The organism is Amycolatopsis sp. NBC_01286, from assembly GCF_035982555.1.
Classification (GTDB): Bacteria; Actinomycetota; Actinomycetes; order Mycobacteriales; family Pseudonocardiaceae; genus Amycolatopsis.
The window spans coordinates 4,587,885-4,601,262 of record NZ_CP108428.1; the positions used below are offsets into that span (position 1 = coordinate 4,587,885).

Below are 13,378 nucleotides of genomic sequence, written 5' to 3' on the forward strand. Positions count from 1 at the left end.
GCGGGCCGCGGCTGCCGCCGTGGCACGGCCGGTCATCGGCTGCTCCACTGCGTCACGGTCCGCGCCGGCGTCCAGCCGGTGAACCCGCCCAGCGGGGCGGCCCGCTCGACCGCGATCCGCAGCAGCTCACCACCGTGCTGCTCGTACGCCCGGGCCAGGACCTGCTCGGCCTCCAGGGTGACTCCGTGCGCCACCACTCGCGCGCCCGTGGTCAGGCACGCGTCCAGTACACCCGGCACCGTGACGCCGCCTCCGATGAAGACGGCGTCCGGCGCGGGCAGCGCGCTCAGCGCGTCGGGTGCTTCTCCGGTCACCACCTCCAGTTCCGGTACTCCCAGGTCGACCGCGTTGCGGCCGATCCGCTCGGCGCGTTCGGGATCACGCTCGATCGCGATCGAGCGGTTCATCGCGTGCATCCGCGACCATTCGATGCCGACGCTGCCCGCGCCCGCCCCGACGTCCCACAGCAGGTCGCCGGGGCTCGGGGCGAGGCGGGCCAGCGCCGAGACCCGCAGGTCGCGCTTCGTCAGCTGGCCGTCGTGGGCGTACACGTCGTCCGGGATGCCGATCAGGGGCAGCGCCGGGCCGGTGCACTCCAGCGCGAACACCGTCAGCGGACCGGGATCGCCGGTCCAGCCGTCGGAGATGCGCTCTTCGGGCCCGCCCAGGTTCTCCAGCGCGAACAGCTCGCTCTCGCCATAACCCCGCACGGTGAGCAGGGAGCGCAGAGCCGCCGCGTCGGCGCCCAGGACGAGCACCCGCCGGCGCGGCGCGAGCACCCGGGCCGCGCGCGCCGACGATCGGCCGACGAGGGTCACCACCTCGGTCTCCTCGGCGGACCAGCCCAGCCGGGCCCGGGCCAGTGTCACCGACGAGAGCGCGGGCAGCGCCTCGACCTCATATCCATGAGCCACCAGAGTAGAACCCACCCCCGACAAAAACGGATCTCCGCTGGCCAGGACGCACACGCGGTGGCCGTCGTGCTCGGCGAGCAGCGCGTCCAGGCCGGGCAGCAAGGGCGAAGGCCACGGCACCGCCGGCACCTCGGCGGGCAGGTACCCCAGCTGCCGCGGCGCGCCGATGACGACGTCGGCGCCGAGGACGAGGGCCTGGGCTTGTTCCGAGAGCCCGGGCCAGCCGTCGGCGCCGATCCCGACCACCGTCAGACGTCGTGGGCTCCGCGGCGGGAGGTCGTCGGAATCCCCGGGTCCCGTTGCAGGTCGACGTGATTTTTCGCGCACGATTTCCCACCCTAAGCGAGGCGGGCGCTGTGCGATGATCGGCCGGTCGCCGACCTCCGCCGCTGAAGGAGTGCTGTTGAAGCCGTACCCGTTCACCGCCGTCGTCGGGATGCCGGACCTGCGCCTGGCGCTGATCCTGTCCTCGATCTCGCCCGCCGTGGGCGGGGTGCTGGTGCGGGGTGAGAAGGGCACCGCGAAGTCGACCATGGTCCGCGCGCTCGCGGGCCTGCTGCCCGGCGTGGACGTCGTCGACGGCTGCCGCTTTTCGTGCGATCCCGCGGCTCCCGACCCGGTCTGCCCGGACGGCCCCCACGACGGCGCGAGCAGCCACCGGCGGCCCGCGCGGCTGGTCGAGCTGCCCGTCGGCGCGGCCGAAGACCGCGTCGTCGGTTCGCTGAACCTGGAGCGCGCGCTCGCCGAGGGCGTCACGGACTACCAGCCCGGCCTGCTGGCCGCCGCGCACCGCGGGCTGCTGTACGTCGACGAGGTCAACCTGCTGCACGACCACCTCGTCGACACGCTGCTCGACGCCGCCGCGATGGGCCGCGCGACCGTCGAGCGCGAGGGCGTCTCCGTGTCGCACGCGGCGCGGTTCGTGCTGATCGGCACCATGAACCCCGAGGAAGGCGAGCTGCGTCCGCAGCTGCTGGACCGGTTCGGCCTGACCGTCGAGGTCGCCTCCAGCCGCGATCCTGAGCAGCGTGTCGAGGTCGTCCGCCGTCGCCTGGCCTACGAAGCTGATCCCGACGCCTTCGCCGCCGGGTACGCCGACGAAGACACCCGCCTCGCCGAGGAGATCGAGTCGGCGCAACGGCTTCTGCCCGCGGTCAAGCTGCCCGACGACGCACTGCGGCAGATCGCCGAGATCTGCGCGTCGTTCGAGGTCGACGGCATGCGCGCGGACATCGTCACCGCGCGCGCCGCGGTCGCGCACGCCGCCTGGGCCGGGCGCGACGAGGTGACCACCGAGGACGTCCGCGTCGCCGCGCGGCTCGCGCTGCCGCACCGGCGCCGCCGCAACCCGTTCGACGCGCCCGGAATCTCGGAAGAGCAGCTGGAGCAGGCCCTTCAGGACGCCCAGCCGCCGGAACCCGGCCCCGAGGACGACGGCCCGGGCAGCGGTTCGACGCCGGAGGACGCGCCGCAAGACGTTCCGCCGGACGTTCCTCAGGGAGGAGACGCGCCGCAGGGCCAACCCCAGCAACAGGGCGGGCAGCAGAAGACCGTCGGCGCCGGCGAGACGTTCAAGGCCCGCGTGTTCCGCGTCAAGGGCATGGGTGAAGGCGAGCGCGGACGCCGGTCGCGCGCGATCACCGACAGCGGACGCACCATCGGCGTCCAGCCCCCGAGCGTCCGGGACGGGCGGCCGCACCTGGTCGCGACCGTCAAAGCCGCGGCACCGCACCAGAAAGCCCGTGGCCGCGAGGGCGCCGGGCTGAAGATGCGACGGCAGGACCTGCGGTTCGCGCTGCGCGAAGGCCGTGAAGGCAACCTCGTCCTGTTCTGTGTCGACGCGTCGGGCTCGATGGGCGCGAAGGCCCGCATGCGCGAGGTCAAGTCCGCGGTGCTGTCGCTGCTGCTCGACGCATACCAGCGCCGCGACAAGGTCGGGCTCGTCACTTTCCGCGGTGACAGCGCGGAACTCGCGCTGCCGCCGACGATCAGCGTCGACGCGGCCGCGTCCCGCCTCGAAGGCCTGCCGACCGGCGGCCGGACGCCACTGGCCGAAGGCCTCCTGGAAGCCGCGCGCGTGCTGCGCGTCGAAGAGATCCGCGATCCGCGACGCCGTCCGCTGCTGGTCGTCGTCACCGACGGCCGCGCCACCAGCGGCGCGAACGCCGTCGCGCGCGCCCAGGCCGCGGCCGGGCTGCTCACCGGCGTCACGACCGTGGTGATGGACTGCGAGAGCGGCAAGATGCGGCTCGGTCTCGCCGCGGATCTGGCCGTCCGCCTCGGTGGCGAGCACGTGCCGCTGTCCGACGTCGCCGCGGAGTCGCTCGCCGACGCCGTCCGCGCGCGCACCGCGGGACGGGCCGCCTGATGCCGCAGGGGAAACCGGAAGTCGTCCCGAAGGACGGGCTGACCACGCGCCAGCGCCGCAACCGGCCGCTGCTCGCCGTGCACACCGGCGAGATGAAGGGCAAGTCGACCGCGGCCTTCGGGATGGCGCTGCGCGCCTGGAACCAGGGCTGGTCGATCGGCGTGTTCCAGTTCGTCAAGTCGGCGAAGTGGCGCGTCGGCGAGGAAGCCGCGTTCCGCGCGCTGGGCAAGCTGCACGACGACACCGGCGAGGGCGGGCCGGTCGAGTGGCACAAGATGGGTGAGGGCTGGAGCTGGGCGCGCAAGTCCGGCACCGACGAGGACCACGCGTCGAACGCCCGTGAGGGCTGGGCGGAGATCAAGCGACGGCTCGCCGCCGAGACGCACGACTTCTACGTCCTCGACGAGTTCTCCTACTTGCTCAAGTGGGGCTGGCTCGAAGTCGACGACGTCGTGTCCACATTGGTCGACCGGCCGGGGCACCAGCACGTCGTCATCACCGGCCGGTACGCGCCGCCGGAACTGATCGACGCCGCCGACCTCGTCACCGAGATGACCAAGGTCAAGCACCCGATGGACGCCGGCCAGAAGGGCCAGCGGGGGATCGAGTGGTAGCGCGCGTGGTCATCGCCGCGCCCGGCTCCGGGCACGGCAAGACCACCATCGCCGCCGGCCTGATGGCGGCCCTGCGCACGGCCGGGCACCGGGTGTCGGGGCACAAGATCGGCCCGGACTTCATCGACCCGAGCTACCACGCGCTGGCGACCGGCCGCCCGGCTCGCAACCTCGACCCGTTCCTGCAGGGTGAGGACACGCTGATCCCGTTGCTGCGCCACGGTTCCCGCGATGCGGACATCGCCGTGATCGAGGGCGTGATGGGCTTGTTCGACGGCGCGCTGGGCACCGAGGGTTACGCCTCGACCGCGCACGTCGCCCGGCTGATCGACGCGCCGGTGGTGCTGGTGGTGGACGCGTCGGCGGCTTCGCGCAGCGTCGCGGCGACGGTGCTCGGGTTCGCTTCCTATGACACGCGGGTGCGGCTCGCCGGCGTCATCCTGAACAAGCTGGGCTCGCAACGGCACCTCGACGAGATCGCGTCCGCGCTGGAAGCGACTGGCGTCCCGCTGCTGGGTGCGTTGTACCGCAACGAAGAGATCCACGCGCCGAGCCGGCACCTCGGCTTGGTGCCCGCCGCGGAACGGTCCGCGGAAGCCGAGCGCGTGCTGCCCTCGCTCGCCGCGTGGGTCACCGATGGCGTCGACCTGGAAGCGATCGTCCGGATCGCTTCGGGGGCGTCCCGGCTTTCGGCTCCGATGTGGACACCGTCCGGTGTGGACGGTCCACGTGCGACGGTCGCGGCCGCGGGCGGGCCGGCGTTCACCTTCCGCTACACCGAGAACATCGAGCTGCTCGCGGCGTGCGGGATCGACGTCGTGGACGTCGATCCGTTGCGGGACAAGACGTTGCCCGACGGGTGCGCCGGGTTGTACTTCGGCGGCGGGTTCCCCGAGGTGCACGCGGCCGAGCTGTCGGCGAACACGGCGTTGCGCGCCGAAGTGGCGAAGGCGGTCGACCGCGGGATGCCGGTCAGCGCGGAATGCGCCGGGCTGCTGTACCTGTGCCAGTCGCTGGACGGCGTGCCGATGGTCGGCGCGGTGCCGGCGGACGCCAAGATGACCGCGCGGGGCAAGCTCGGCTACCGGCGCGCGGTCGCCCTCGGGGACAACGTGCTGGCCGCGGTCGGTCAGCGCGTCACCGGGCACGAGTTCCACCGCACCGAGGTCACGCCGTCGCACGGCGCGTCGGCGGCCTGGGGCTGGGACAGGCAGCTGGACGGCTTCGCGTCGCCGACGCTGCACGCGTCCTACCTGCACGTCCACTGGGCCGGGTATCCCGAGCTGGCGCAGCGGTTCGCCGGCCGCGTCCGGGCCTTCGCCCATGGATGAGTACGACCTGCACCACCACGGCGACCGCGAAGTCGGTCCGGGGCTGGTGGATCTCGCGGTGAACGTCCGGCTGCCGCGGCCGCCGGCGTGGCTGCGGGCCGAGCTGGCGTCCGCTTTGGACACTCTCGCGGCTTATCCCTCTGCCGTTGAAGCAACTGCTGCCGTGGCGGCGCGACACGGCCGTTCTCCTGCGGACGTGCTGGTCACGGCCGGTGCCGCGGAGGCGTTCACGCTCCTGGCGTCGGCGCTGCGGCCGCGGCGCGCGGTGGTCGTGCACCCGCAGTTCACCGAGCCGGAGGCGGCGCTGCGAGCGGCGGGGCACGAGGTTTCGCGGGTGATCCTGTCCGAAGTGGACGGATTCGTGCTGGACCCGGCCGCGGTGCCTGCCGACGCGGATCTGGTGTTCGTCGGCAACCCGACGAATCCGACGTCGGTGCTGCACCCGGCCGCGTCTCTGCGTGCGTTGGCCCGGCCCGGTCGGTTGCTGGTCGTCGACGAGGCGTTCTTGGACGCGGTTCCCGGGGAGGCCGAGAGCTTGGCTCACGGCGTTCCCGGCGTCGTTGTGCTGCGCAGCCTGACGAAGACGTGGGGTCTGGCCGGGTTGCGGGCCGGGTACGTGCTCGCCGAGCCTTCCGTGATCGAGCGGCTGCGTGCGGTCCAGGTGCCGTGGTCGGTGTCCACTTTGGCCGGTGTCGCGACGGTGGCGTGCTGCCGTCCGTCCGCTGTGGAGGAAGCCGAAAAGCTTGCGGTGGCGGCGGAATCGGACCGCGAGTACCTGGTGTCGGGCCTGACCGCGGCGGGCGTTCGTGTGCTCGGCGAGCCGCGTGGCCCGTTCGTGCTGATCCGCGTCCCCGGCGGCGCCGACGTCCGCCTGCGGCTGCGCGAAGCGGGTTACGCGGTTCGCCGCGGCGACACGTTCCCCGGGCTGGGGCCGGATCATCTGCGCCTGGCGGTGCGGGATCGTGAAACGACGGACGCGTTCCTGACGGCTATTCGCAGAGGTGCTTGAACGCCGTCGCGCCGCGCCGGACCAGGAACCGCACCTCGTGGCCCTGGTCGTCGCGGAAGATCATGTCCCCGGAGTCGGTGAAGAACATCGTGCCCTCCTGGTAGGGGTTGCCCCAGCCCGCCGGCGCGCCGCCGTTCGGGCCGTACAGCGGCGTTTCCGCCTCGAAGTAGGTCAGGCCGCTGCGCGTCTCGTCGACGCCGCAGTGGGTGAGCAGCGCGAAGTTCGGCAGGAAGCCGTGGGTCTGGCGGGGCAGCGGCACCGCCGGGACGACCGGCACGGGCGCCGGTGCCGGGCGGCTCGCGAGGATGATCCCGCCGGCGACCAGGATCGTGACGGCCGCGACCAGGGCCGGGACGAGCACCCGCCGTCGCGGTGCCGGTGCGGTTTCCCGGACGTCGACGTTGTCGGCGAGGGCTGCGAAGGCGGCGCGCAGCCGCGTTTCGACGTCGGTCATCGGAGCTGTCCTTCCAGTTTCGCGAGCGCGCGGGAGGCGCAGGTCTTGACCGTGCCGCGGGAGACGCCGAGCGTGTCGGCGATCTCGGCTTCGGAGAGGCCGGACCAGTACCGCAGCACGAGCACCTCTCGTTGCCGCCGCGGCAGCTGCCGCACGGCGGCGATGACCTCGCGGTGTTCCTCGTCGAGCAGGGCTTCGGCGTCGGCGGGCGGCCCGTCGTCGCGTTCGGCTTGCTCGGCTTTGCGGTGCCGCAGCCGCAGGGCCGCGCGCCGCTGGGCGGAGCGGGCGCCGTTGACGACGGAGACGCGCAGGTAGCCGCCGGCACCGGCGGGGTCGTCGAGCGGCCACCGTTTGAAGAGCGCGACGAAGGCGTCCTGCACGACGTCCTCGGCGAGCCCGCGGTCACCGAGCAGCAGCACGGCGAGCCGGACGAGGCCGGGGCGGTGGGCGCGGAAGAGTTCCGCCAGGTCCACGGCGATGTCGGTGCTCAGGGCGTCCTCCTCGGCGTTTACCTGGTACACGCCGGGCGGAGGCCTCAGGTTGACAGCGCGAGCAACGCGGCCGCGACCCCGGCTTCGACGCCCGCGCCGAGGACGTCGCCGGTGACGCCGCCGAGCCGGGTGGTGCAGCGCCGGAGCAGTGCCGCGGCGACGGCGTAGGCCAGCAGGACGGCCAGCGGTCCGCGCCACCACGGCAAGCCGGGAAGGAAAGCGGTGCCGGCGGCCGCTGCGGCGGCCAAAGCTGCCGCCGCCGACCGCGGCACCGAGCCCGCGACCGTCGCGCCCAAGCCCTCCGGTCGGGCCGACGGGACGCCTTTCGCGCAGGACATCGACAGCGTGCAGCGGCCGATCAGGATCGCGGCGCAGGCGGCGACGCCGTGGTCCGCCGCGATCGCCCCGGCCAGCGCGCCGACCTGGACGAGCAGCACGAAGACGAGCGTCGCGACCCCGGTCGGCCCGGAGTCGCCGCGGCGCATGACGTCGAGGGCTTTGGCGCGGTCGTAGGAGGCACCGAGGCCGTCGGCGGTGTCGGCGAGCCCGTCGAGGTGCAGGCCACGGCTGCCGAGCGCGACCGCCCCGAGCGCGAGCGCCGCGACGGCGATCGCGGGAAGCGCGTGCCCGGCCCACACGATCAGCCCGGCGGCCGCGGCCAGCGGGACGGCGGCCAGCGGCGCGAGCACCATGGCGCCGCCGGCCACACGCCGGTCGATGACGCGCGGCGCCGTGACGGGCACGGTGGTCAGCGTCCCGACGGCCATCCGCGCGGCATCACCCCAGCGGCTCACGTCGGCTCGCCCGCGGTCCGGCCGCGGCCGGCGGAGTTGTCCACAGCCGCATCGGCGCCGGCGGAGTTGTCCACAGCCGCGTCGGAGCCGGCGGAGTTGTCCACAGATCGCCGAACGGGGCTTCCGACCGGCCACCTGCCGATAGACTGGACAGGGGACGCCCCCCAGGGAGTGGTGGGGGCTGCGTTCACGCCAAGTCCGCCAGCAGGCCCATGTCCGCGATGATCGCGCGGGCCGCGCGCAGGGTCGGGATCGCCTGCACCGCGCCGCTGCCTTCGCCCAGGCGTAGCCCGAAGTCCAGGATCGGCTCCAAGCCCAGCGCCTTCAACGCGAACGCCTGCGACGGTTCCGTCGAGCGGTGCCCGGCCAGCCACCACTGCTCCGCCCCCGGCGCGATGTCCCGCGCCACCAGGGCCGCCGCGCCCGAGAACACGCCGTCCAGGACCACCGGGATGCCGCGGACCGCCGCTTGGACCAGGAAGCCCGCCGTCGCCGCGACGCAGGCGCTGCCCAGGGCCGTCAGCCGCTCGAACGGGTCATCCACCCGGCCCGCGGTCCGCGTCAACGCCGCCGAGACCGCCGCCGTCTTGCGCTCCAGGCCGTCCGCGTCGACGCCGGTTCCGGTGCCGACCACCTCGGACGCCGGCAACCCCAGCGACGCCGCGACCAGCGCCGCGCACATCGCCGTGTTGCCGATGCCCATGTCGCCCGGGATGAGCACGTCCGCTTCGCGCTCTTCGTCCGCGATCGCGCGGCCCGCCTCGAAAGCCGCTCGCGCTTCGCCCGGCTCCAGGGCGTCCTCGACATCGATCGAGCCCGAGCCGCGGCGGATCTTGTGGGCCGTCACGTCCGCCGGGACGTCCGAACCGTCCCAATCGACGCCGAGGTCGGCGACCCGGACCCGCGCGCCGACCTGCGCGGCCAGCACGTTCACGCCGCTCTTGCCGGCCAGGAACACCCGCACCATCGCCGCGGTCACCTCGCGCGGGTACGCCGACAGCGCGGACACGCCGTGGTCGCCCGCGAAGACGACGACGCGGACGTCGTCCAGGGGGCGCGGCGGCACGCTGCCGTGCGCCGCGGCCAGCCAGGCGGCGATCTCCTCGAGCCTGCCCAGCGAGCCGAGCGGCTTGACCAGGCCGTCGAGCCGCTCCTGCGCGGCGGCGCGGGCGGTGGCATCAGGCACGGGTACGTCGAACACGAGCGCCTCCGGGGTACGGGTCCTACAGGTCGAGCACCCGCCCCGCGACGACCAGCTGGACCCGGTCGGCGTCGGCGGACACCCGGTTGTTGAGTGCGCCCAGCACATCACGGAACAGCCGTCCGGACGACGTTGCGGGCACCACACCGCTGCCGACCTCGTTGCTGACCGCGACCACCGGCACCCGCGCCGCGGCCCACGCGGCCAGGAAGTCCTCGAGCCGGTCGTCGAGCCGGTGCTCCCAGCCCCGCTCCTGCTCCCACGCGCCGACCTCGTCGAGCACCCGCGAGAGCCAGGTGCCGAGGCAGTCGATGAGGAGCGGCTCGGTCGCCTTCCTGAGCGTGCCCGCGAGGTCCGTGGTCTCGACGGTCTTCCAGTTCGACGGCCGCCGCGCCTGGTGCGCGGCTACCCGCGCGGCCCATTCGGGGTCGTCGTCGCTCGGGAGCAGGCCGGGCGCGACGTAGACGAGGTGCGGGTGGCGGGCGACGAGCCGCTCGGCGTGCCGCGACTTCCCCGAGCGGACCCCGCCGAGGACGAGCACCTTTCCTTCGTCGCGTCCGTACCGGCGGAGGGCGCGGGCCAGGTTTTCGAGATACCCGGCTAGCCGGTGCGTCAGCTTGGTCATACCGGGCATTGTGGTGCACGCGCTAACGTGCGCCACGTGCCACTCCGTCTAGGGACAACCGCGGCCGGACTCGTTACCGGATATGTCGCCGACACCCTGTTCGGCGACCCCCGTCGGGGGCATCCGGTGGCGATCTTCGGTACCGCCGCGGCGGCTCTCGAACGCCGCGTGTGGGCCGACTCGAAGCCGCGCGGAGCCGCGTACGCGGGGTTGTGCACCTTCGCGGCTGTCGGCCTCGGCGCCGCGCTTCAGACCGCGACGCGGCGAAGTCCCTTCGCGCGCTTCGCGGCGACTGCCGTCTGTACGTGGGTAGTGCTCGGCGGACGTGGTCTCGCGGCCGAAGGCGCGGAGATGGCGAAGCTGCTCGAAGCGGGCGAAGTCCCTTCGGCGCGTGTTCGGCTCTCGCACCTCTGCGCGCGTGACGCGACGACGCTCGACTCCGCCGAGCTGACCCGCGCCGCGACCGAGTCGATCGCCGAGAACACGTCGGACGCCGTGGTCGCACCGCTGTTCTGGGGCGCCGTCGCCGGGCTGCCGGGCCTGCTCGGCTACCGCGCGCTCAACACACTCGACGCGATGGTCGGCTACCGGTCACCGCGCTACCAGGAGTTCGGCTGGGCCGCGGCCCGCGCCGACGACCTGGTGAACCTGGCCCCGTCCCGCCTCGGAGCCGCGCTGACGGCCGCATGCGCGCCCCTCGTCGGCGGCCGAGCGCGCGCGGCCTGGCGGATCTGGCGCCGCGACGGCGGGCACCACCCGAGCCCCAACGCGGGCCAGGTGGAGGCGGCTTTCGCGGGAGCGCTGGGCATCCGGCTGGGCGGCACGAACAGCTACGGCGGCGAGGTCGAGCGCCGGGCGCGGCTGGGGGAAGGGCGCAATCCCGAGCCGGTAGACCTGCGGCGGGCGGTGCGGTTGTCCCGGCTGGTGGGTGCGGCCGCGCTGACTGTGGCCGTGGCTGTGGTGGCCGGCGCCGGGATCGGCCGTGGCCGCGATTAGCACCGGGATCGGCCGTGGCCGGGCTGGTCGCCGAGCGGCGGCTGCGGCTGTCACGTCCAGGATCGGCATCGGGCTCGCGATGGCAGCCCCCACCACTCCCTGGGGGGCGGCCCCTGTCCAGTCTATCGGCCGGCGGTGGGGGCGAAGCCCCGTTCGGCGATCTGTGGACAACTTGGTGGGTACCGCGCGATCTGTGGACAACTCCGCGGGTGTCACGCGATCCATGGGCAACTCTGCGGATACTGGGCGATGAGCGGACAACTCCGCGAGTAGTGCACGAGCTGTGGACAATCCGCGGGTGCCGGGCGACCTGCGGACAACTCCGCGACTAGTGCGCGACCTGCGGACAACTCAGCGAGTACTGCGCGAGCTGCGGACAAATCCGTAGCTACCGCGCGATCTGTGAAAGGAGCACCTATGAGCGGCCTGCTCGTCGCCGGGACGACGTCCGATGCCGGGAAGAGCCTGGTCACCGCCGGGATCTGCCGGTGGCTCGCCCGGCGTGGGGTGCGCGTCGCACCCTTCAAAGCCCAGAACATGTCCAACAACTCGATGGTCTGCGCCGACGGCGCCGAGATCGGACGTGCCCAGTGGCTGCAAGCGCGTGCGGCGCGCGTCGAGCCCGAGGCCGCGATGAATCCCGTGCTGCTCAAGCCCGGCAGTGACCGGCGCAGTCACGTTGTCGCGCTCGGGAAGCCGTTCGGGACCCTCGAAGCGGGGGAGTACGCGACCGGCCGCGCCGGGCTCGCCGAGATCGCCTTCGCCGCCTACGAAGACCTCAGTGCGCGCTACGACGTCGTCGTTTGCGAAGGCGCGGGCAGCCCCGCCGAGATCAACCTGCGCGGCGGCGACTACGTCAACCTGGGGCTGGCGCGGCGGTTCGGGCTGCCGGTGCTCGTCGTCGGCGACATCGATCGCGGTGGCGTGCTCGCCGCGATGTTCGGCACCCTCGCGCTGCTCTCGGCCGAGGACCAGGCGCTGGTCGCGGGCTGGGTCGTCAACAAGTTCCGCGGTGATGTCGGGCTGCTGCGCCCGGGCCTGGACAGCCTGGAGAAGGTCACCGGCCGGCCGGTGCTGGGCGTGCTGCCCTGGCTCCACCGGGTGTGGATCGACTCGGAGGACGCCCTGGCCGCGGCCGGCTGGCGCCGGGAGGCCCATCGCGGCGGCTTGAGCGTGGCCGTGGTCCGGTTTCCGCGCGCCTCCAACGCCACCGACGTCGACGCCCTCGCCGCCGAACCCGGCGTCACGGTGTCGCTGACCGCCGACCCGGACACGGTCGCCGCGGCGGACGTGGTCGTGCTGCCCGGTTCCCGCGCCACGGTCGACGACCTGGCCTGGCTGCGCGCCCGCGGTCTCGACACGGCGCTGGCGGCCCGCGCCGCGGCCGGGAAGCCGGTCCTCGGCATCTGCGGCGGCTACCAGATGCTCGCGGACTCCATTGTGGACGACGTCGAGTCCGGCGCCGGCGAGGTGCCGGGCCTGGGCCTGCTGCCGGCGCGAGTGACGTTCGCCGAGGAGAAGGTGCTCGCTCGCCCGTCGGGCGAGTGGCGCGGCACCCGCGTGGACGCCTACGAGATCCACCACGGCTCGGTGACGGCGTCCGCGCCCCTGGAGTCCTTTCTGGACGGTCACCGCGCCGGCGCTGTCTGGGGCACGCTCTGGCACGGCGCCTTCGAGAACGACGCCTTCCGCCGCGCGTGGCTCACGGAAGCGGCGGCGCAGGCGGGCGTTTTGTGGACGCCGTCCCCGGACGCGCCGGGCTTCGCCGACCTGCGCGAGGACATGCTGGACCGGCTGGCGGACGCCGTCGGCGAGCACCTCGACACGGCGGCGCTGCTGACGTTGCTGGAGCTGGGCGCGCCAGTGGGCCTGCCGTTCGTGCCGCCCGGAGCGCCCTGATGGTCAGGGCTGGAGCGGCCCGGTGAGCTTGCCGTCCGGCTTTCCGAAGGTGCAGGTCGCCTCCCGGGCTCCGGCGTTCCAGGACGACTCGGTCGGGATGTGCGCCAGGAACTCCAGGCCGGACAGCGGGGTGCCGTGGGTGAAGTACGCCGCCCCCGCGATCCGGCACAACGGCTGCGCCAGCTCCCGCAGCGTCGTGAGCCCCGGGTAGGACGGGTACCCGCCGCTGACGTCGACCCGGTCGGCGATCTGCTCGTCGTGCGGTGCGTCGCAGGCGGCCCGGATCACTTGCTCGCCGTCCGCGTCCAGGCAGTCGCCGATCGCCATGCCCTGGATGTAGTCCGGGCCGGGCGCCGCCTGCGTGACGTGTTTCGGCCCGGTCGTGATCAGGCTGACGCCCAAGCCCAGCCAGGCCACGCTGAGCGTCAGCCCGGCGATCGCGAGCCCACGTCCGGACCGGCCACTGCCGCCGATCCGGACGAGCGCGCGCCAGCCGAACACCACGCCGAGCGGGACGAGCCCGAGCAGCCCGCAGACGAGCGACGCGATCGCGAACCCGTCGGTCCCGGCGGGATCGACGAGCCCGCGGACGGTCGTCTGGTCGTGGCCGGCCAGCGTGGAGCGTGTTTCGTCGAACAAGATTCCCCTCCGGAGTCCCCCGACCCGGCGGGGAAATCCTAGA

At 73.6% G+C, this 13,378-nt stretch carries 13 protein-coding genes; 6 read left to right on the top strand and 7 right to left on the bottom strand.

Features of this window, described 5'->3' with window-relative positions:
- Positions 1-32: 32 nt before the first annotated feature.
- Positions 33-1,241: a precorrin-6y C5,15-methyltransferase (decarboxylating) subunit CbiE gene (gene cbiE / locus OG570_RS22095; protein ID WP_442788291.1), complete on the bottom strand. Its 1,209-nt coding sequence runs from the start codon at positions 1,239-1,241 to the stop codon at positions 33-35.
- Between the two features lie 76 nt (positions 1,242-1,317).
- Between cbiE and OG570_RS22100 the strand changes: the two genes are divergently transcribed.
- From OG570_RS22100 to cobC, 4 genes are read left to right on the top strand one after another with little or no spacing between them, the layout of a single operon-like run.
- Complete coding sequence (locus OG570_RS22100) at positions 1,318-3,282, top strand: putative cobaltochelatase (protein WP_326958936.1); 1,965 nt, start codon at positions 1,318-1,320, stop codon at positions 3,280-3,282.
- Positions 3,282-3,896 carry a cob(I)yrinic acid a,c-diamide adenosyltransferase gene (gene cobO / locus OG570_RS22105; RefSeq protein WP_326958938.1) on the top strand — a complete coding sequence of 205 codons (615 nt, stop codon included), beginning with the start codon at positions 3,282-3,284 and terminating at the stop codon, positions 3,894-3,896. The genes OG570_RS22100 and cobO overlap by 1 nt, the downstream gene beginning before the upstream one ends.
- The gene (locus OG570_RS22110) at positions 3,890-5,227 is read left to right on the top strand and encodes a cobyrinate a,c-diamide synthase (RefSeq protein WP_442788292.1); all 1,338 of its coding nucleotides are present in this window, start codon (positions 3,890-3,892) and stop codon (positions 5,225-5,227) included. Before cobO ends, OG570_RS22110 begins: the two co-directional genes overlap by 7 nt.
- The gene (gene cobC, locus OG570_RS22115; RefSeq protein ID WP_326958942.1) at positions 5,220-6,236 is read left to right on the top strand and encodes an Rv2231c family pyridoxal phosphate-dependent protein CobC; all 1,017 of its coding nucleotides are present in this window, start codon (positions 5,220-5,222) and stop codon (positions 6,234-6,236) included. The genes OG570_RS22110 and cobC overlap by 8 nt, the downstream gene beginning before the upstream one ends.
- Here cobC and OG570_RS22120 read toward each other — a convergent pair.
- From OG570_RS22120 to OG570_RS22140, 5 genes are all read right to left on the bottom strand, one after another.
- On the bottom strand, positions 6,217-6,690 hold the full coding sequence (locus OG570_RS22120) for a hypothetical protein (RefSeq protein ID WP_326958944.1): 474 nt from the start codon (positions 6,688-6,690) through the stop codon (positions 6,217-6,219). The genes cobC and OG570_RS22120 overlap by 20 nt on opposite strands.
- Entirely contained in the window at positions 6,687-7,211 is a 525-nt protein-coding gene (locus OG570_RS22125) for an RNA polymerase sigma factor (RefSeq protein WP_326958946.1), read from the bottom strand. The genes OG570_RS22120 and OG570_RS22125 overlap by 4 nt, the downstream gene beginning before the upstream one ends.
- A gap of 14 nt (positions 7,212-7,225) precedes the next feature.
- A complete protein-coding gene (locus OG570_RS22130) occupies positions 7,226-7,948 on the bottom strand; it encodes an adenosylcobinamide-GDP ribazoletransferase (protein ID WP_326960123.1) in 723 nt (240 codons plus the stop codon).
- A 214-nt stretch (positions 7,949-8,162) separates the two neighbouring features.
- On the bottom strand, positions 8,163-9,176 hold the full coding sequence (cobT, locus tag OG570_RS22135) for a nicotinate-nucleotide--dimethylbenzimidazole phosphoribosyltransferase (protein ID WP_326958948.1): 1,014 nt from the start codon (positions 9,174-9,176) through the stop codon (positions 8,163-8,165).
- A 22-nt stretch (positions 9,177-9,198) separates the two neighbouring features.
- A complete protein-coding gene (locus OG570_RS22140; protein WP_247055896.1) occupies positions 9,199-9,801 on the bottom strand; it encodes a bifunctional adenosylcobinamide kinase/adenosylcobinamide-phosphate guanylyltransferase in 603 nt (200 codons plus the stop codon).
- Positions 9,802-9,837: 36 nt separating this feature from the next.
- On the opposite strand from OG570_RS22140, the gene OG570_RS22145 reads away from it, so the two are divergent.
- Entirely contained in the window at positions 9,838-10,797 is a 960-nt protein-coding gene (locus OG570_RS22145; RefSeq protein ID WP_326958950.1) for a cobalamin biosynthesis protein, read from the top strand.
- A 417-nt stretch (positions 10,798-11,214) separates the two neighbouring features.
- A complete protein-coding gene (locus tag OG570_RS22150) occupies positions 11,215-12,696 on the top strand; it encodes a cobyric acid synthase (protein WP_326958952.1) in 1,482 nt (493 codons plus the stop codon).
- 3 nt (positions 12,697-12,699) lie between these two features.
- On the opposite strand, the gene OG570_RS22155 is transcribed toward OG570_RS22150, so the two are convergent.
- Positions 12,700-13,335 (bottom strand): DUF4190 domain-containing protein, encoded by a 636-nt coding sequence (locus tag OG570_RS22155; RefSeq protein ID WP_326958954.1) that lies wholly within the window; start codon positions 13,333-13,335, stop codon positions 12,700-12,702.
- Positions 13,336-13,378 lie beyond the last annotated feature (43 nt).